The organism is Salinicoccus luteus DSM 17002 (assembly GCF_000712035.1).
Classification (GTDB): Bacteria; Bacillota; Bacilli; order Staphylococcales; family Salinicoccaceae; genus Salinicoccus; species Salinicoccus luteus.
This window is the reverse complement of the sequence record NZ_JONV01000008.1, coordinates 139,197-158,999: the sequence shown is the minus strand read 5'-3', so window position 1 is coordinate 158,999 and position 19,803 is coordinate 139,197. Positions and strand designations below refer to the sequence as shown.

At 43.3% G+C, this 19,803-nt stretch carries 20 protein-coding genes; 9 read left to right on the top strand and 11 right to left on the bottom strand.

Annotated elements, in window-relative coordinates; genetic code table 11:
• Nucleotides 1–111: 111 nt before the first annotated feature.
• A complete protein-coding gene (locus BO53_RS0105605) occupies nucleotides 112–1,464 on the bottom strand; it encodes a PQQ-dependent sugar dehydrogenase (RefSeq protein WP_031546377.1) in 1,353 nt (450 codons plus the stop codon).
• Nucleotides 1,465–2,513: 1,049 nt separating this feature from the next.
• On the opposite strand from BO53_RS0105605, the gene BO53_RS0105595 reads away from it, so the two are divergent.
• Nucleotides 2,514–4,298 carry an RNA-directed DNA polymerase gene (locus BO53_RS0105595; protein WP_031546372.1) on the top strand — a complete coding sequence of 595 codons (1,785 nt, stop codon included), beginning with the start codon at nucleotides 2,514–2,516 and terminating at the stop codon, nucleotides 4,296–4,298.
• Nucleotides 4,299–4,382: 84 nt separating this feature from the next.
• Here the strand turns inward: BO53_RS0105595 and BO53_RS0105590 are convergent, their stop codons facing one another.
• Complete coding sequence (locus tag BO53_RS0105590; protein WP_031546371.1) at nucleotides 4,383–4,931, bottom strand: hypothetical protein; 549 nt, start codon at nucleotides 4,929–4,931, stop codon at nucleotides 4,383–4,385.
• A gap of 509 nt (nucleotides 4,932–5,440) precedes the next feature.
• Between BO53_RS0105590 and BO53_RS13880 the strand changes: the two genes are divergently transcribed.
• Both BO53_RS13880 and BO53_RS0105585 read left to right on the top strand, forming a co-directional pair.
• Nucleotides 5,441–5,635, top strand: a complete 195-nt coding sequence (locus BO53_RS13880) for a hypothetical protein (protein ID WP_156956099.1) — start codon at nucleotides 5,441–5,443, stop codon at nucleotides 5,633–5,635.
• Nucleotides 5,616–6,200, top strand: coding sequence for a hypothetical protein (locus BO53_RS0105585; RefSeq protein ID WP_031546369.1), 585 nt, complete (start codon nucleotides 5,616–5,618; stop codon nucleotides 6,198–6,200). The genes BO53_RS13880 and BO53_RS0105585 overlap by 20 nt, the downstream gene beginning before the upstream one ends.
• 261 nt (nucleotides 6,201–6,461) lie before the next feature.
• On the opposite strand, the gene BO53_RS0105580 is transcribed toward BO53_RS0105585, so the two are convergent.
• On the bottom strand, nucleotides 6,462–7,223 hold the full coding sequence (locus BO53_RS0105580) for an MBL fold metallo-hydrolase (RefSeq protein WP_031546367.1): 762 nt from the start codon (nucleotides 7,221–7,223) through the stop codon (nucleotides 6,462–6,464).
• 118 nt (nucleotides 7,224–7,341) lie between these two features.
• Here BO53_RS0105580 and BO53_RS0105575 point away from each other — a divergent pair, with 118 nt between their 5' ends.
• From BO53_RS0105575 to BO53_RS0105550, 6 genes are all read left to right on the top strand, one after another.
• Nucleotides 7,342–7,749: an Lrp/AsnC family transcriptional regulator gene (locus tag BO53_RS0105575; protein ID WP_031546366.1), complete on the top strand. Its 408-nt coding sequence runs from the start codon at nucleotides 7,342–7,344 to the stop codon at nucleotides 7,747–7,749.
• 168 nt (nucleotides 7,750–7,917) lie between these two features.
• A complete protein-coding gene (locus tag BO53_RS0105570) occupies nucleotides 7,918–9,408 on the top strand; it encodes a phytoene desaturase family protein (protein ID WP_031546363.1) in 1,491 nt (496 codons plus the stop codon).
• 84 nt (nucleotides 9,409–9,492) lie between these two features.
• Nucleotides 9,493–9,966, top strand: a complete 474-nt coding sequence (locus BO53_RS0105565) for a glycosyl-4,4'-diaponeurosporenoate acyltransferase CrtO family protein (protein ID WP_031546361.1) — start codon at nucleotides 9,493–9,495, stop codon at nucleotides 9,964–9,966.
• Between the two features lie 54 nt (nucleotides 9,967–10,020).
• Entirely contained in the window at nucleotides 10,021–11,538 is a 1,518-nt protein-coding gene (locus tag BO53_RS0105560) for a phytoene desaturase family protein (RefSeq protein WP_031546359.1), read from the top strand.
• Between the two features lie 20 nt (nucleotides 11,539–11,558).
• A complete protein-coding gene (locus tag BO53_RS0105555) occupies nucleotides 11,559–12,665 on the top strand; it encodes a glycosyltransferase family 2 protein (protein WP_245608200.1) in 1,107 nt (368 codons plus the stop codon).
• Between the two features lie 85 nt (nucleotides 12,666–12,750).
• Entirely contained in the window at nucleotides 12,751–13,569 is an 819-nt protein-coding gene (locus BO53_RS0105550; protein WP_245608199.1) for an alpha/beta hydrolase, read from the top strand.
• A 599-nt stretch (nucleotides 13,570–14,168) separates the two neighbouring features.
• Here the strand turns inward: BO53_RS0105550 and BO53_RS0105540 are convergent.
• The 8 genes from BO53_RS0105540 to BO53_RS0105505 form a co-directional block, all read right to left on the bottom strand.
• On the bottom strand, nucleotides 14,169–14,456 hold the full coding sequence (locus tag BO53_RS0105540) for a hypothetical protein (RefSeq protein WP_031546355.1): 288 nt from the start codon (nucleotides 14,454–14,456) through the stop codon (nucleotides 14,169–14,171).
• Between the two features lie 72 nt (nucleotides 14,457–14,528).
• Entirely contained in the window at nucleotides 14,529–15,500 is a 972-nt protein-coding gene (locus BO53_RS0105535; protein WP_031546354.1) for a hypothetical protein, read from the bottom strand.
• A 26-nt stretch (nucleotides 15,501–15,526) separates the two neighbouring features.
• Nucleotides 15,527–15,814, bottom strand: coding sequence for a hypothetical protein (locus BO53_RS0105530; protein WP_031546353.1), 288 nt, complete (start codon nucleotides 15,812–15,814; stop codon nucleotides 15,527–15,529).
• Nucleotides 15,815–15,828: 14 nt separating this feature from the next.
• Nucleotides 15,829–16,545 carry a DUF5694 domain-containing protein gene (locus BO53_RS0105525; RefSeq protein ID WP_031546352.1) on the bottom strand — a complete coding sequence of 239 codons (717 nt, stop codon included), beginning with the start codon at nucleotides 16,543–16,545 and terminating at the stop codon, nucleotides 15,829–15,831.
• 57 nt (nucleotides 16,546–16,602) lie between these two features.
• Nucleotides 16,603–17,847: an amidohydrolase family protein gene (locus BO53_RS0105520; protein WP_031546351.1), complete on the bottom strand. Its 1,245-nt coding sequence runs from the start codon at nucleotides 17,845–17,847 to the stop codon at nucleotides 16,603–16,605.
• 55 nt (nucleotides 17,848–17,902) lie between these two features.
• Nucleotides 17,903–18,616 (bottom strand): alpha/beta fold hydrolase, encoded by a 714-nt coding sequence (locus tag BO53_RS0105515; protein ID WP_031546350.1) that lies wholly within the window; start codon nucleotides 18,614–18,616, stop codon nucleotides 17,903–17,905.
• A gap of 55 nt (nucleotides 18,617–18,671) precedes the next feature.
• Nucleotides 18,672–18,860, bottom strand: a complete 189-nt coding sequence (locus BO53_RS0105510) for a hypothetical protein (RefSeq protein WP_051683023.1) — start codon at nucleotides 18,858–18,860, stop codon at nucleotides 18,672–18,674.
• A gap of 68 nt (nucleotides 18,861–18,928) precedes the next feature.
• Complete coding sequence (locus tag BO53_RS0105505) at nucleotides 18,929–19,573, bottom strand: CPBP family intramembrane glutamic endopeptidase (protein ID WP_031546346.1); 645 nt, start codon at nucleotides 19,571–19,573, stop codon at nucleotides 18,929–18,931.
• Between the last annotated feature and the right edge of the window lie 230 nt (nucleotides 19,574–19,803).

The window sequence follows — 19,803 nt, the reverse complement described above, 5'->3', positions numbered from 1 at the left end:
ACAGATTTTTCATTTCATCTGTAAGCTTGGGAGGCAGTACCTCATATGAATGTCTGCTTCTTTAATATAAGCAACCTTCTTCATGGGTGCTTTGGAAAATCATTCGGCGCCTTATTCTGAGCCTTCACCAGCTTCAGTGATCCTATAGATCTTACCGCCATCAGTACTTGCAATAAGCGCGCCATCCTCGGTTACGAGAATATCACGGAAACGTTCGCCTTCTTCAGTCAACAGATGCTCTTCTCCAACGATGGTGTCATCTTCAATAACGACACGTACGATATAATTCGGTGCTAAACCACCGATGAACAAGTTGTTCTCCCATTCAGAAATTGCGTCGTTGTCATAGAATGACATACCACTTGGTGCACTTGTCGGATCCCAATAATATCTTGGTTCAACAAAGCCTTGCGCTTCGTGCTCTGAAATGCCATCATTGATCAATTCACCACTGTACTCGATACCATAGGAAACGATTGGCCATCCATAGTTGTTGCCTGGTTCAATGATATTCAGTTCATCCCCGGCCTGTGGACCGAATTCAACAATCCATAGGTCCCCTGTTTCTGGGTGGAAGTCCACACCTTGAATATTACGGTGACCATAGCTGTAGATGCCATCCAGTGCGTCCTCATCTTCGATGAACGGATTAGACTCTACTGGTTCCCCATCAGGTGTAATGTGGATTACTTTACCCAAGTAGGCATCCAAGTCCTGGGCACGTTCACGGATTGGATCATCGGAACGTTCACCAGTCGTCAGGAACAGGTTGCCATCATCGTCAAAGATGATGCGTCCACCATAGTGTAATGTACCTTCATATGCTGGTGTCGCCTGGAAGATCACTTCAAAATCTTCAAGTGCGGTTTCATCTTCTGACAACATACCTTTACCGACGGCCGTTACAGTACCCCCTTCGATATCCTGAGAAAACGTCATGAATACTGTTCTTGATTCGTCAAAATCAGGTGCAACCGTTACATCAAGCAGACCACCCTGGTCTTCGCTGTTCACTTCCGGTGTCCCTTCGATTGGGTCGGAAACAGAGCCATCTTCAAGGTTTACGATAAGAAGTTCTGCTGAATCCCTTTGTGTAACAAGCAGGCGGTTCGTATCAAACTCCACCATACCCCAAGGTACGCCAAGACCTTCTGCAACAACTTCCACATCAAGTTCTGCTTCAGTCTCTACTTCAGGTGCTCTTGTCTGTTCTTCAAATGCTGGTTCAAAATCAGTAACCTTCGGTTCAGTTTCTGCTGATTCAGATTCTCCGTCTGCACTTTCATCACTTTCTTCTGTTGATTCTTCGGAATCTTCACCCTCTTCTGTTGTTTCCTCCGATTCTTCTGTTGATTCTTCAGTCGTTTCTTCCTCTGAGGAGCCACCATTGCCACATGCTGCCAAGGCCAATACGAAGATCAGCATCAGAAGGAACGTTAATCTTGACCATGAAATTTTCCCCATCGTTTTCCTCCCCTTTATATAATATTGAACTGAATATATTAAAACCCAGTCCATAATTCCCAGCATCAAAAACGATTCAGACTTTCATGTCATAACTGAAGTTATAGATTTCCTTATATACAATTTTATCACAATTATCAGATAACTTTAATGATGAACTTACTTTTTTCACTATAAACGGAATTATACTCTCCTGGTTTAGGTACTGGTTCGCACTATTATAATTTAAAAACCCAGTCTATCTCTCATCAAGATAGCCGGGATTTAAAATTAGTTATGCAGAATAGAACCTAAAATATATGCACTTGATAGTCAAAATTGACTAACTGGCCTCAAAGGACTTGGTTACAGTACAAAAACTCAATAGGTTTTTAAAATATTGTACTTAGATAATTGTACGTGTTTTTATATTGTCGATCTGTAGTGAAATCAGCTCTATCTTTTCTTCCTCCAATGTTCCAATAAACGGTCGTTATTTAATAGTATATTAAGTTAAATCTAAAGCGACATGCTTATCACTTTAGGAGTTAATTTGCACTGATTTAGGCGATAATTCAGAAGCTCAGCTAATCTTTTAACGAAGACAACTGGGCTTTAAAGTTGGTTATGCAAAATAACACTTAAAATATATGCAATTTACCGTCAAAAATGACAACATGCTATCGGTGGGGAAATATATACTTAAAACAGTGAAATACAAAATATGTGCTAATAAAAAACATGAAAACTATAAAATTTATAAAAGTATCATAGAAGATTTGAGATATGGGTTATTGAAAATAGAAGATAAAATTCAGAGGCATAAAAATAATGAAGTAAGCTTTGACTATGAGAGGTAGGTGAATAGTTACGGGAGGCTTAAGGATAATAACTATGAGAAATTCCTAGATATTAAAATTAAATTAATCACCCTGAGCACAAGAACTTCATGTGAATGTCGTGTTATATTAAAATTGCTACATTATCGATAAAACTCTGAGAAATAAATCTAGTTATTAAGCATAATAAATACTAGCAAAACTAAAATGGTTCATAAAGGAGAATGTAAGTTGTCAAAAAAATATTTTGGAAAAAGACCAAACTACTTTTATAAAAATGGAGAGATGAGATTAAATGCTAAAATAATAATGAATAATATTATCTCAAAAGAGATTCCTTCAAACATCTTACTAGATATCAACATAGACCGTATACTCTCTTTCTTTGATGATATTTATTTTGAAGAAAAAGCAGAGTTATTTGAGGTCGATGATAGTACAAAACTGATAACAGAGGTTAAAATAAAAGCAGGGGAGACACCAAGTTACATATTTGATAAAGGAGTAGAATCTATATCTTTTATAGATTACAAAGATTCGAATAAATATAGAGAGATTCGAATTCCAAACTTACTTTATTATTTATCATTTATATATAATGCTTTATTAATCAGGGAAAAATTATACAATGCTATATACAAAGATATTGATTATAATTATTCTAATTCAAACATATTAAACGATCAAGAATTATATCAATTCATAAATTATGATGAAATAGCTATTGAGAACGAATACTATTATAGAAATTTGAGGGAGAATAATAAAGACTTTAAAAACAATTTAATGAAAGAGAATTTCGCAGAAGGTACCCATATATACTATCTTACTACAGACATCGAAAGCTACTACAACAATATTTATTCGCATCACTATAACATGTTGAAAACACAGTATCCTTATAAGGAAGTTAAAGATTTAATAAAGTTTCTTGAGTATCTTGATATTTATAATATGAGAATTAACCATAACCAAACAAAAGGGATAATCACAGGCCCTCTTTCCTCCTATATAAGTGCAGAATTGTTAGGAATTTTTCTTGATAGTAAAATACATGAAGTAATTAATAAAAACAAGAAAACAACATACATTAGGTATGTTGATGATATGACTTTTTATTCAAATGATGTGGCAGAACTGGAAGTTATATTAAGAGAAGTTCAAAATATATTAAAAATATATAATTTGAGTATTAAAGAAGAGAAAACTAAAATTGATAAAGGATTTAAGCCTAGAAAAGAAAGTAGAATATACGAAATATTCCAGGAATTTCCTCATCTAGAACATAAATATGAGAAGCAAGTAAAATATGATGATTCAATTTTTTATAAAGTAAAGAGATACATAGAAGTTTATATTAGCCAAAATAATTTCACTCAACTAAAAACATTCCTGAGTCTAATGATATCTAATTTTAAAGATACAGAAGTCCTAATGGATAGAGATATACTTATTCAATTTGTAAACTATTTCTTAAAATTAGGTCATTTATATAATAACCTTCAGTCTAGATCGTACAAGTTAATAAATGAATTAATAAATCATTCTTCTAATAAAGACAGAGAGGAAGTAAAACAGATACTCAAAGACAACACCGAACATATAAACAACGTGCACCATGATACAATAGCTCAAATTTGGCATTATCATCTACTAAATAAACTTTTAAATTATAATGAAAAAAATATAGAGTTTAATATGTTAATTCAATATTATGAAAGAGATAAATTCAAGACTGATATTAATCCTTTAGTTTTGATTGAGTTTGTAACAAAGAGTAAAAAAAGAAATAAAAAAATTTTTGATTATGTCTGGTGTAAGTATCTTGACAGCATTGAAAATACAGATGCTTGCAAAGACACCATATCTCATTCAAAATGGTGGATTGTGCTTCTGACATTAAGATATAAAGGCGACTTTAAAATTAATAACTTAGATAATCTCTTTTTCAGTAAAAAAAATATTAAGCAAATGAAGCATCTAGGTGTTTATGAAGATTTTTTCAAAACTACTTAATTTTGCTTACTTTGATTTTTCCGTCAAGTTAAATACCTTTACCTTATAGTGTCACTTTCGATATTATTTTATGCTAAACTATATTCAATTTGAGCATGATACTGCAAACCTGCACCATAATTCTTCTTCCACTTGCTCGTCTGCTCGTATCCCTTTAAAGTAGAAGCTATCAATTATATTGAGTTTCTCATCTACTATTACATCTGTCCTAGCATCCTCTCTGATATTCGAGGTGTTCCAATCCAGGGTATTTACTTCTATCCCCTCCATGACTTCAATTGTCTGGCTATATACTGATTGAAAGTCTTGGGGCACTTCTCGGAATTCCTCGGGTATCTCATAAGTTTCATAAAAGCGTTGTGTGTGATCTAGCCTATTCTGCAAAGTGTTCATATTTTCATTATATGTTTCTTGAAGCTTCATTAGCTTATCGTTTTCACTGTAAAAGTCTTCAAAAGTTTCATCTTGAATATGTAACAGATCTGAATAGTAATCATCAGCATAGGAAAGATAAGCAAGTTCCTCGCTTATATATTCGGTATACTCCTCCCTCGATATTTCCTCTTTAGAATTGCACCCGGCAACAATGACTATTAAAAGTAAGAAACTAAAAGTGATAACTGATTTTCTCAAAGTGTGTCCCCCTCAGATAGTATTTATTACAATTATATCCATGTGAAGAGAATATTTCTATACCCCCTGTGCTTTTCTAATCAGTATGGCCTAATATCATTTTTGTGTGATTAATGTAGACCCTAAATAGACATTACAGGATATTTCTGGTGTTGGATTAGGGGTCTTCTAATCACCCTCAGAAAGTATTTTTATATAGTTTGATTTCTCAAAATGAGAAGGGTAGATCTGTTGGAAAATCAGAGTTGCTATGACAGATTTATATAAGTGCATAGTTTTAATAATATTGAGGATTTCAGTCACTATTTACAAGCGAAGTCAGACACAAAGGTTTTCAAGCTAGGGTAACAGTATAATCATGGATTACCGATTATAAATTGCTTCAAAATTACATCCATCATTTATATATATAGCTAAATCCTTAAAAATTGTAAATTTCCATTTTAATCTAAAACGCTGTATAATAAATACTATATAAATTAACGAAATACAAAAGTGGGGTGACCAGGATGAAAACTGCGAAATTATCAGATATTCGTGAAAGAAATGCAAAAAGAAGGTCACAAGCAATCCGGGCAGCAAGGCGTGTCAATCCCGATTTCATGCCTGGTATGCGTACAATCGATAGGCCACGTAAGAACCCACAAAAACAGCGCATACTTGAAGAAATGCAGGAAAGAGAATATGAATTACAACGAAAATGATGCTAGAGCTGATATGGATAGAATTTCGTCCGAGACTGAACTTTACGATCGCATGATTCAAGTAGCCGCGATTATCACAAAGCTCATGGAAGGCCATGTCAAAGTCAGTGACTTGCCAATTATTGTCGGTGGTCTTTCAATGGAAATTTATACAGAAAGTAAATATACGACCCATGATATTGATTTTGTAACTTCGGCATCCAAAGAAATGGAAGAAAAGCTATTAGCCATCGGCTTTGAGAATAGCGAGCGCGTTTTTCAGCACAAGCGCCTGAACGTGGCCGTCGATATTGTCGACAGTGTATTGGAACCATCCGACTATGATGGCCTGACCAAATTGGAAGTGGATAATGATAAGTATATTTATGTCCAATCAATAGAAAGTATTCTCTATGATAGAGTCCTGGACTACGAAAGAGTGGATAATGAACTATATAGCGTCTATCTTATTTCGATTGCATATGATGAAATCGACTTTGACTATTTGAAGCGTGAAGTGAAAACTGCTGATCCCGATGCGCTTATAGCACTTGAAAAATGGATTGAAAAAGCCTTGGAAAATTAAATTAAGTATAATAACAGATTACAACCGATGCGGACTTTGAGCTGCCCCCGGAGGCTAGATTTTAGGTCTGACTTTCGGGTGACACCATACTTGCCATGTCGGTTGTTTTCTAAAATACCTATTCCTTCGATGATTATAGTGAATACAATAAATCACCCCCAATCCATTTAAATGGATTGGGGGTTTGGTATGCCATGTTAATCACAATTTCTGATTGATTATTTTTCTTCTATCTTGGCTGGCAAATAAATAGCTAATCTCTTAGAGCGAATACTGTTCGCCATCGTCCGGTACGAGCAGATTATCGCTCATCCCTTTTTCTTCTGCATAGTCCTTCAGCTCCTGCCTGGATAGTGCCCAATGGTTCACTGCTTCCATGTGAACGGAGATGATCGTGGCTTCGGGTGCAGTCTGGTGGACTTTGAGTACGTCCTCACCGTCCATGACAAGGGAGCCACCCTCGAGGAACTGGTTGTCTCCGGCGTTCACTACGATGACTTCGGGTTTGTGGGTGTTTAGTGTCTTCTCCACTTCTTCGTACCATACGGTATCCCCGGCTACATATAGCGTCTTCTCCTCTTGATGCTTGAAGACGACACCGCATACGGATCCGGCAATCTCCAATATCTCTCCCCTGCCATGCTCGCCTTTTGTCTTGATCAGTTGGATGCCCTCAAATACTGTATCTTCCGCGAGTACTTCTATATTCGTAAAACCGGCATTCCCGACCTCTTCCTTATCCGCTTCATTCTGGGTGAAAAGCTTGATGTCCTTCGGCAATGCATCCTTTGCAGCGTCATCCCAGTGGTCGAGATGTGTATGGGTGACGATGACGGCACCCACACCGCTGATTACTTCTTCTATGGATGTCGGCAGGCTGACGAGCGGATTGTTCTGATCCTGCCGCGCAGAGTTCGGGAATGGCGGCAGTGTCCCCTTCTCCGCCAGGAACGGATCGACCAGGAACCTCTTCCCTGCATAGTCCATAACGAGTGTGGCATTACGTATATGTTGAATGTTCATAACAGCAACTCCTTTAGTTTGATTTATCCCCAGTGTATACTGATACCACTTCTGAAATAAATGGACTCATGAAAGTCTTTATGCCATTTCACTTTAAAAATGAAAGGAGCAGACGCCTATGCTCGACGATACAGATTCGCTCATTCTGGATGCGCTTCGGACAAACAGCCGCATCACGATGAAAGAACTTGGTGAAAAGGTGCATTTGAGCGGCCCTGCGGCTTCGGCCCGGGTGGAGAAGCTGGAAGATGCGGGAATCATCGAAGGATTCACCATCAAAGTGAACCCGGAAAAGATGGGCTACCCGGTCCATGCCTTCATCACCATATTCACAAGCAGCTCTTATCATACACCCTATTTGAACCTGGTGGCGGCCAACGCACAGTATGTCGTCCGAAACCATAAGATCAGTGGGGACGGGTGCTATCTCCTCGAATGCCGCTTCCCTTCAAACAGAGTACTGGATGAATTCCTCGTCCAGCTGGAATCCCATGTGAACTACAAGCTCTCCATCGCCATCAATTGACGGAAGTACAGAGATGCCTTTTCTTCCACAATGCACCCATGGCGCATACCTCTAAATATTAATGCCTGTATTTATTTGGTATGATACCAGTATCACTAAATTTCCAAATTTTTAAAGTCCATATATAAATGAGCAGCAGTTATTTTCTATTTTAAGGAGATGTCTTGAATGCCACAAAAAAGCGTATTGATCATCGGCGGCGGGCTCGGAGGGTTATCAGCCGCCATTTCCTTGGCACAAAAGGGATATGATGTATCGTTATATGAGAAGAATGCACACTTGGGCGGGAAACTGAACCGTCTGGAGCAGGATGGCTTCGGCTTTGACCTCGGCCCTTCCATTTTGACGATGCCGAAAGTATTTGAAAAACTCTTTACCGCAAGCGGAAAGAAGATGGCGGATTATGTGCCGACGGTCAAGCTGAATCACCAGTGGCGCTCCTTCTTCCCGGATGGTAATGTCATCGACCTGTATGAAGATATGAATGACATGCTGGAAAAGAATCCATCATTGGATAAAAAGGACATCAAGGAGTATGAAAAACTGCTCGCCTACTCCAAGAAGCTGTATGATACGACCGAGCAGAGCTACTTCAAAGGGGTCGATGATAAGAAGGACATCCTGAAGTACCAAGGGGTGTTCAGCACCTTGAAGGGCTTTGACCTGTTCTCGACGGTACGCCAGGCGATCGACAAGCGGATCAGCAATAAGCAGCTGAGCGATATGCTTTCCTACTTCATCAAATATGTCGGCTCCTCCCCCTACGATGCACCGGCTGTATTGAATATGATGATATATATGCAGCATGACCAGGGCGTATGGTATGTACCGGGTGGCATGGACAACCTGGCCAAAGGGCTCGTCCAGCTTGCCGAGGAGGTCGGTGTGACGATCCATACAGGGCAGCATATTTCTGAACTCCGAAATTCAGAAGGCAGGATCACCGGCGCCGTACTGGATGATGGTACACAACTGGATGCAGACTATTACGTATCCAATATGGAGGTCATTCCGACCTACGAACAGCTGATTGGCGGACATGAGGACTATGTCCGGAAAATCAAAAAGAAATTCGAACCTGCGAGTTCCGGCCTGGTCATGCACCTCGGGGTCAAAAAAACCTACACCCAGCTTGCCCACCACAACTTCTTCTTCGCAGAAGATATGAAGAAGCAGATGGATAAGATATTCCATAAGCATGAACTGCCGGATGATCCGGTCATCTATCTCGTGAACGTCAATAAGACGGATCCGGACCAGGCACCGCCGGGACATGAGAACTTGAAGGTGCTCCCTCACATCCCATATATCCAGGACGAGCCATTCACGGCTGAAGCCTACGAACGGTTTGCAGAACAGACGCTGATCAAGCTTGAACGCATGGGCCTCACGGATCTGCGTGAGAATATCGTGACAAGAGATGTGTGGACGCCGGAGGACATCCAGCGGGTGTACGGCTCCGACCGGGGGGCAATCTACGGCACCCTCTCCGACCGCAAGAAGAACAAGGGATTCAAGCATCCAAAGCAGAGCGAACACTATGACAACCTCTACTTCGTCGGGGGCACAGTGAATCCCGGAGGCGGCATGCCGATGGTGACATTGAGCGGCCAGCATGTCAGCGACCAGATCGTCCAGAGGGATTCGATTGATGAGTGATGTCTCCTTCTGAAGTTTGTGCGTGATTCAGGACACTGTCGCAAATGACGCCTGCGAAAATGAAAATGCTTAGGAGGTTCGGCCATGCAAGTGATCTCATTGTCCCTGTTCTGGACCATCGTCATAGACATAGCCGTCTGGTTCTTCTTCCATATGGCCATCTCCGTCCTCTGCCTGAAGCTTCCGGCCACAGTATTCCAGAACAATGCCTTCTGGTCCCGCATCTATCGGTGGGAGAAATCAGGCGAGATATGGCAGCAGCTGTTCCGGGTGAAGGCATGGAAAGGCAGACTGATCGACGGGGCCACCCTGTTCAAAAAGGGATATCAGAAGAAATCACTGCATGGCACGGGCAGGGAAGACCTCGAAATGTTTGCCATGGAGACAAAACGGGCTGAGCTGTCACACTGGCTGTCGATCGTGCCCGCCCCGCTCTTCTTCATGTGGAACCCACCGCTCGTGGGCTGGCTGATGATCGTATATGCGGTCGCCTTCAACCTGCCCCTCATCATCACGCAAAGATACAACCGCGGAAGAATCAGAAGAATGCTGTCGTGACTCGGGAGAGTTTTAGAACCTTCCGGGTCCTTCATTTAAGAAAGAGGTGTATGCATGACAAAGAAAGTGATCGTCATTGGTGCAGGTGTGGCAGGACTGGCAAGTGCCATCAGGCTGCAGCACGCCGGCTATCAGGTGGAGATCCATGAGAAGGATGCTACTCCGGGTGGAAAAATGAACCGGATCGAAAAGGATGGGTACCAGTTCGACCTTGGGCCGAGCATCGTCATGATGCCGGAACTGTACCGTGAAATATTCGAGCTTTGCGGACGAGACCCCAACGACTACATTCCAATGGAGAAGTTGGACCCCATGTACCGGGTGTACTTCAGCGACACTCCGGATACACCCATCGACATCTCCTCCGACTTGACCGAGTTGACCAGAATGATCGAGTCCATAAGCCCGGGGGATACGGAAGGCTTCCTCAGCTATATGCATGATATCTATAAAGGATATATCTTCGCCCAGGACAACATTCTCGGACGGCCTTTCCACAAAAGAAGCGACTTCTATAACCTTTCGATGTTGAGGAAGGCGCCGAAAGTGAAACTGGTAGGTACAGCGGACAACTTCATCGGAAGGTATATAAACAGCGAACGCCTGAAGCAGATCATGGGGTTCCAGACATTGTACATAGGCGTCTCCCCCTTCACCGGCCCGTCCTTCTATTCGATGATTCCGATGATCCAGTTCCTGTACGGGATATGGTTCATCAAAGGCGGTATGTATACGATGGCAACGGCCATGGAACGGTTGTTTGAGGAACTTGGCGGGGAAATCTTCTATGGAAGCGCAGTGCAGGAGATCTCCATCGATGCCGGACGGGCGACCGGCATCAAGGTGGATGACAGGAAGATCGATGCCGACTATGTGGTCTGCAACGCCGATTTCCCGTATGCGATGAAAAACCTGGTGAAAAGCCCCCGCGCCAAAGGGAAATTCACCGATCGGAAGATCGACGGCATGAAATATTCCTGTTCCGCCTTCCTCCTCTACCTGGGTATGGACCGGAAGTATGATGATGTCGAGCACATCCATAATTTCATCTTCAATGAATCACTCGAGAAGAACATGAAGGACATCTTTGAAGGTAAAAAGCTGGACCATGCTTCCTTCTACGTCTATATCGCCTCGAAGCTCGATCCGACACTCGCACCGGAAGGAAAGGATGGACTATATATCCTGATGCCGGTGTCCGACCTCGGTATGGCGGACTATGAGTGGAACGATGAGACGATCGAATACTACCGTACATACATTTTGGATACCTTGAAGCAGATACGCGGGTTTGAAAATGTCGAGCAGGAGATCGTTGCAGAGACACACTTCACACCACTCGATTTCGAGTCGAGGTTCAATGCATATAACGGTGCTGCTTTCGGGCTGCAGCCCACCCTTTCCCAAAGCATCCACAAGCGGCCGCAGAGCAAATCACCAAGCTGTTCCAACTTGTATTTCACAGGCAGCAGTACACATCCGGGGGCAGGCGTCCCAATTGTACTGCTGTCCGCCCAAATCGCTGCCCGGGAACTCATCCAGGACGACAAAGGCAGCCCATCCACTGAATGATATGAAAGGGGATGACGCTTATGATGGTCAATCTTATACTGGGGCTTCTGGCGATTGTTGTCGGGACACTCATGTTCTGGTCCCTCCCCCGCCCGTCAGGCCGGGGGGAGGGTGCCGAATACCCTTTCGTATCCATCATCATTCCGGCCAGGAATGAAGCAGAAAGGATTTCCGCCCTGCTCAGATCCCTGCAGGAGCAGAATTTCAGATCATTTGAAGTTCTGGTCATCGACGATGACTCCACGGATGATACAGTTTCTGTCGCATCGGCTTTTGATGCCACAGTACTGCGTAATGAATTCAAGGAGGCCGGTGCAGGGAAATCGTCAGCCTGCTGGCACGGTGTCCAGCATTCGAAAGGGGAATGGCTCCTTTTCCTCGATGCCGATACACGCTTCAGCACCCCCGACAGCCTTCAGGATCTGTTGACGCTTTATCGACGGAAAGGGGCCCGGGGCATATTGGCCCTGCAGCCCTTCCACCGCATCGAAGCCATGTACGAGAACCTCTCAGCCATCTTCAATGTGATTGTTGTTGTGGGAATGAATGTATTCACCGTCTGGGGGAAGCGCTTTAAACCTGCAGGGTCGTTCGGTCCCTGCATCCTTTCCAATAAGGACGACTACCTTTCGACAGGCGGGCATAAAGCCATCCAGGATGCCCTTATGGATGATCTGGCCCTCGGTCAGGCGTATCTTAATCAGGACCTGCCTGTCTATTGTCTCGGGGGACGCGGCGTCATATCCTTCCGCATGTACCCGGAAGGGTTCAGAAGCCTTGTTGAGGGTTGGTGCAAAAGCTTTGCGCTCGGTTCACAAGCGACCCATCCTGCCGTCATGCTGATGACCATCATCTGGATTTCCGGCAGCTTCATCAGTGCCGGCGCATTGGTTTCTTCACTTATCGCAATGGACCCGGTGCTGATTGTGCTCACTGGGGTGGTCTATCTCCTCTATGCCCTCCAAACCATGGTTTTCGCCCGAAGATGCGGCAACTTCAAAAGGTATATCTTCATCTTCCATCCCGTCCTGTTCGCCTTTTTTGCCGGTGTATTCGTATACTCCATCTTCCGGGTCCATGTACTGCGTTCGGTGAACTGGAAAGGTCGGAAAATCAACGTCAAATAATGCTAGAAAAGCGAGGTCAGTCATGTTCAAAACCATCTTTGCAAAATTACTGAGACTCTTTCCAAATAAGGCAGCAAAAAATCCAATGATTGATCATCAGCCTGTAGAAAGCAAGAAGGATATCATGGTGGAAACATCCATTGGCCTCACCGCAATAACGCTGTATTATCCATTGGAGGCAGAACAAAAAAAGCACCCCGTCTACATCAATTTCCATGGGGGTGCCTTCATAATGAACGATAAGGATATGGATGACCCGTATTGCCGCTACCTCGCCAATGAGACGGGATGCGTCGTCCTAAACATCGATTATGTGAAGGCACCGGAGTATCCATTCCCGAAAGCGATCGAACAGAGCTATGAAGTTTTCCAATGGATGAAGGAACACGCCGATGAACTGGACATCGATACTGAGAAGTTGATGGTGGGCGGCCAAAGCTCAGGCGGCAACTTTGCAGCTGCATTCTGCCTCCTACTTGAGGAGAAAGCGGAAAAGCAGCCGCTTCTCCAAGTTCTGTCCTATCCGATGCTCGATTTCGTCACACCATATTCAGAGAAGCCTGAACCAAATAAGTTGCGCGCGCAATTCCCACAGGCTGCACACTTTTTGAACATATGCTATGTGCCTGAGAAGGAAATGGCGAGGGACCCCCTCGCCTCCCCTGTCTTTGCCGATGTAGACGACCATTTGGCTCCTGCCCTCATCCTCATTGCCGAACATGACGCCTTCAGACCGGAAGCCGAAAACTATGCTGAAAAATTAAAAGCTGCAGGTGTAAGCGTCCAGGATATCCTTTTCACAGGCTGTGGCCATGCCTTTACGCATTTCGGACCGAAAGAAAAGGCCCAGGAGGCTTGGCAGCTGATTGCACAGAACATCAGAAAAGCTGTCGATCATGAATAGTCTTTTAACTTTCTCCAATGAAGATTCATTGGATTGATCTCCAAATAAAATAAATGATGAAGCCATTGTTTATCAATGACTTCATCATTGTACCTCCTAGCACTCTTACGAGTGTTTTATGGAGGTTTTTTATTGGGGTAGAGGAAGCATCACTACTACATCCAATCAATATTGATATAGTGATCAGCAAAGTACCCGTTGCTTTAAAAAACCCCTTCTGCATTTAATAACCCTTTTATAATTTAGTTCTATTAAATACTAGTTCTTTATTATTTTTCTTCCCATAGATGGTAAGCCTGATTAATTTACTGCCATTCAATTCATTGGAAAGTTCTTTATGAACTCCATGAAACCGAAATAACCAAGTAGACCCAAACCAAGGCCAACAACAATAATAATAATGATGAGATACTTAGTTCTATTATCCATTATTTCACCCCTTAGGCTTTCAACATGCTAAAAATTATATCGGAGTATATGGATGGCTCTCTCGTCAAATATTACTTGAAAAAGTGGTGCTTTGAAAAAATTATCGTGCGCACTGCAAGCACTATAATATTCATAACAGGAAATGAACGGAGCAGCTTTTGTCTTTCTTTTCACACGCCAAATATTAGCGTGGCAAAAATATTGTAGGCGATTGGAAACAAAAATAAAATGATATTAGAAATAATGCCAATCCTTGATATTTGATCCTTTCGATAGCCATATCCGACAGCTCCAACAACTGCGCCTATAGGGCATAGAAATAGTGGCAGAATCAGAGGTGAGCCTTGGATTTTTTCATTTGGTACAATTTCGAGAAAGAAGTTCAAAATGAGTATTGATAAGATGAGTGGGATTAACACAGACACAACTCCAAAAATATTCACTGTCCCGTTCTTCATTGAAACTCCCCCACTTTATCCAGCATTTAATTCAAATCGAAGATTATATCTATCTGGTCCAGGGCATCAACCCTACCTGATATAGAAATTGCTGTAGAGTTCCTCACCAAATGGGTTGATCTGCTCATGAGTTCTGTAAGAAGAGAAATTGAGATACTTCCCATTCATGAAGAAAGGCAACGTGGTGAAGACGTCGAATTCATACTGGTTGCCATTGGTGAAGGCTTCATAGATGTCCTCATACTCCTCCATGAAATAGTCCCTGGAAATGATCATCGATGGCCGGTACGCCTGTCCTTCCACTTCAATCTTATCCTTGAAGCGCACGGCAATGACTTTATCATTACTTGTCTCCGATAAATAGGCCCTCCCTGTATAGATCATCACCTTTTCCTTATCCAGCATGTCTTCATAGAACACATTGCTGCGGATACTTTCAAACATTTCCCTGATGGGGATGTCACCGCCTGCACTTTGATTGATCACTCTGAAGCCTGGGTCATCTGCAAAGAGTTCGGCATGTTGTTGGAGCGTCCTCAGCCTGTGGACAACTCCCTTCTTCTCTCTGGACTCCCCTTCTTTCTTAACCTCCGGCATCAGAAGCGTTTTTCTGCGCTGCTTCTGGTCAACAGCCTTTTGCTTCAGTGGGGTGAGGGGGACAAACCCATTCACTCTGGATATTCCTGAAATAGTTCTGCCGCTGTCGAAGTGTTCTGCATAGCTTTCTTCAGGCCTTTCCTTCCTGTCCTCCACTTTATTATCCGGATGATGACTGCAATGTTTTGAATGCAGGTTGACCACTCTTGACTGATTTACAAATGTCGGCTGATTGACATGCGTTTCTTTAATTGAACGGCAAGTGATTGGTGCATCGCACCCTTTAGTTGCACATTTAAAATGACGATTACTTTTGACTTTATCAGGATAGAGGGACTTCGCCATCAGCGGCGTCACTTTCAGATTATCCTCACCCCGTAGGGAAGTCAGATATTCTATTGCCTCCTCATCTGTAGGTATTGCCATCCGTATAAGACCACTGTCCATGCTATATCACCTCGTTGTAATGAAAATCATTTTTCAGGCTTCAATATGGTCCTCTGGATCATGCCTCCACCCATGGAATCATTCCGTTCAATAAGAATATAAGTCTGACCATCGATCAGGAATCTTCCTTTTCCTTGATACTCTACACTTCTTCCCTCTTTAACCAGCTCATGTTTTACCGCTTCCACATACTTCGACTGGTCGGTATACCGCTCCTCCAGATCCAGAACAATCTGCCCCTTCTTATATCCCATCAGCCGGTTATAGCCAAAGAGGACAAGACCAAAAATGAGCAGGAAAACTATCAACTCCATTTGAACCCCTCCTATTAAAATTTACTGAAAGAAACAACTTCCACTTCTCCAGACTCCGTCAGAAACTGTCTCAGAAGGTGGAGGTGTGCGGCGCCTATATAAAGCAATACCCTATCATGACCGGCCTCGATCAGTTCCATGACATTCTTATAGATGATCAGGTTGCGCTGGTACCACCATCGCATCCAGTCTATACCTACGTACTCCGTACCCACACCAATTTGGGCCAACTTCATATAAGCCTGATGATTATCACGGATGTTCGAATCTGCATTGATCAGCCTGAGGTTCTCTATGATTGTATTATTATTTTCAATACGATCACTTTCCATGAACATATCATAGACCGTTTCATATGTATCCGGCTGATGGACTTTCGACCACTCGATCACATCGCCCATACCTCTGTTACCCACCGAATCCATCCAGTCTACGGCATTGATTTCAGCCAATCCCAATCGTTCACCCAACCGATACATGACTTGATGGACTTCATTGGCTTCAAGTGAAAGCGTCCCGGCCAAATATGATCTGTATTCATCATTCAGATGCTTTTGCTTATCCTTGGTGATTTCCACCGCCAGGGCAGTCGGTTTGAAGCGAGCGAGTATATCTATCAGTGTCTGTATCTGATTCTGGTCGTTCTCTTCGTCAAAAGTATCTTCGTGGCTCACCATATCGAGTTTTGACGCGAAGTGATAGGTGCCCACCAATAGGACTTTTGGTTTCATATGGATGCTCCAATCCCTGTTGATTTCTAAGGCTGATTCCTTCTCTTCAATCCATCCCTAATTGTATTTTGCCTCAACCGCTTCAAAGACGTTCCTCATGTCTTCTCCATCGACCTGATGCTTTGTGATTTCATCACAGGTAAACACTTTGCCTGCGACAAATACGGTATCGATGTCGAGTATGTTCTCCAGGCGCTCTATAGGGTTGCTGTTGAGGAGCAGGTATCCTTCGTCTTCACCAACCACCTTCTTTGCTTCAATAGTCGCCTTCTTAAGTATTTCAAAGTTTTCCAGACCAAAGTCCCTGAACTCATTCAACTCTTCAACCATGCTGAGACCGGGATATACCCATGTTCCTGCCGGGGCATCGGTACCGATATATACTTCCCCGCCCATTTCGAGGTACTTTTCAGTTATCCGCTTCACCTGGTCATACTGCCATTTTTGGCGTTTCCGGAACTCCTTATTAATCTGGTCATCGATTGAACGGAACTGTGCATCAATGGATAACATTTCATCCAACCCCAACAGTTCCATCTGCCGGGATGCATCCAGTTCAGGCGGGTTGAATACCCGCCCCTCAGCCAAATGACGATACAGCGTCAATGTCGGTACGATCTTCACTTCATTCTCCATCATGTAGGACAGCAGATCCTTCAATTTATCCTCATCCATAGGTTTTCCGGCGATGGCATCAAAGTCCTCATCTGAAAGCTGCGTATGGTAGCCGGGGAACAGGTGATGGATGATGCTCGATGCATGTTCGAGCCACTTCACTCCGTATTCTGCCGCCTTCATAGCATCGATGGACTTCTTGTGCAGCAGGTCGGCTGCCACCTCCAACCCGAGCGCCTCCCCCTTTTCAACCACTGCTTCGAGAACATCCGCCTGAATATTCCCGTAGACTTTAATGAATTTCGCCCCCTGGGCATGCAGTTCTTCGACAGCCTCTACAGCTGTATCTATATCATTGGTGGATACAGTGCCATAGGACGTCGGGCCCCATAGACCCGGGTCCCCATCGATGAAACGGTATGTTGCGTATGTATTTGGAGCCACATCATCCACCACCTGGATGAGTTCATAATTGCCTCCCGTATTTCGGACAGAAGTGACACCGCTGGCCAAATAGTGTTTCGCACTGAGCGGCGAAATATGGGTATGCATGTCGACCAGCCCGGGCATCATGTACTTGTCTGCCCCATCGATCACTCGATCGGTTTCCGAAGGGATTTCCATATCCCTCACTTCGATCTTTCCATCCTTAAGATCAATCCAGTTGACACTGTTTATTTTGATCATCTTAACTGCTCCCTACTGTTTAAAGATTCTTCAAGCATTGCAGCATTCCTAACTCCTACCTACACACCTTTGATATGAATGTTTCGAGCGCCTTATTGTAGATTCCGGGCTGATCAAGGTGTACAGCATGTCCCGCGAAAGGAATTGTCGCAACATGGATGTTGGGATTCATTTTTGGATATCTGATGGTCCCCTTCACTTCATGCATATTCTGCTCCCCCACTATATACAGGACGGGCATATCGAGCATGGAGAGGTCCGCCGTTTCGTCGAATGGATACCAACTCCCCTCCTGGGTCAGCCGTAATAGTTCCCGCCAGTTACCTTCGTGGAGACGATCAAAGTAGGCAGCCGTATCCGAATGCTCCAGCATCTTCTCTACATTTTCCGCATCCAGACGGTTCAGTTCCTCCCAGTTTGACGGCTTTTCCGCCATGATGCCGGAGAGTGTCAAGCTCTTCGTCTTTTCAGGATATTCCTTGGCAAACATCAGCGCTGCCAATCCACCGAGTGAACACCCTGCAATGTGTGCCGACTGGATCTTCAAATCATCCAGTGTTTCAGACAGATCGATGGCTGTTTGGGCAAAGTAGTCTGTAAAGTCTTCCGCGACGGATTTTCCATGGCCACGGAGGTCGGGGAGAATGACCAGATTATCTTGATTAAAGTATTCTTTCTGTATTTCAAGTTCAGTTTCTCCTGTCTGGAGTCCGGTGTGCAGAAAAACGACAGGCTCTCCTTCACCTGAAACGTCGGTATGCAGAATCATGGATGTCGCTCCCTCCTCTTCTTTAGTGACATGGGTACTGTCTAAAGGATGACTCCTAATTTATCATTACAAGAAATGCGATGAGAAAGATGACATAGATGCCCATAAATCCGAGTGATAATTGTGCCAGTCTTGTCTTGATCGAAAGTGCCGGCATGAATCCAAGTCTGATGATGTTTACTCCGAGGAGTATAATCGCAAGTAAGAAAGATGCCAGGGCGATAAGGAATACGACCTGTTCCAAGTAGTTTCCCCTTTATGATTTTGAAAGTAAAAGATATAAATCACGCTCTATAGGTCAAGTGACCGACTTCAGTAGATCCACAGAAAGAAAACGACAGAGGAAAAATTCGCCAGGAAATGAGCGATTGCACTGACCCAGGCGTTATCAGTCCTGTAGAAGACGATGCCATATAAAACACTGTTGATGAAGACGAAGAAGATATCATATACCACAACAAGTGGACTGGCGAAGACGATATGCCCAAATGAAAAAAGCAGAGAAGTAAGCAGTAATGCAGGGAAAATCGGCATCATTTTGCCCAACTGCTTTTGAAAGAAAGCCCGCCAGGCAATCTCTTCACCCAATGCGAAGAATGCCAATTGAAAAATCAACAGAAACAACAAGTTCCATGAAAGGAAGGCTTCTGTCCTTGAAACGACATGCTCGAGGTAATCGGGGAGAAAAATCAGGGCGATGCCGATGCTCAATGCATTCATGATGACCGGAAGGATGATCCAGAACCAGATCCCCTTTTGCTTCAGGTCACGTCTTATGGCTCGTATATCCAGTCCACTATTGCTTTCAGATCTTCTTTCCCTCCTCTTATGAAGGAAAAAGAAAATGACTCCAACAATGACCGCCGCCCCTGCAATTCTTGTACCAAAGAAATTGGCAAATGACAGAACTGTCATTACAATGACGCCAACTAAAGCAAACTTGCCTATATTCTTCATTTTCCCACTCTCCTGTGGTGAAACTTCAAATTTTGAAAGCCGAAGTTCCAATCGTCATCTCCCTCGACAATAGAACAGTCGCATTCTTACTTCATGGTATTGTCCCCCTGTTGCCGCTTCGAGTGAATCCACCCTCAATTTATTTTTCTGGATGTAATTATTTGGTATGGTAACAGTATAACAAATTTTCTGATTTTTTATCTCGTGATTTCCTATTTCACATAAATCAA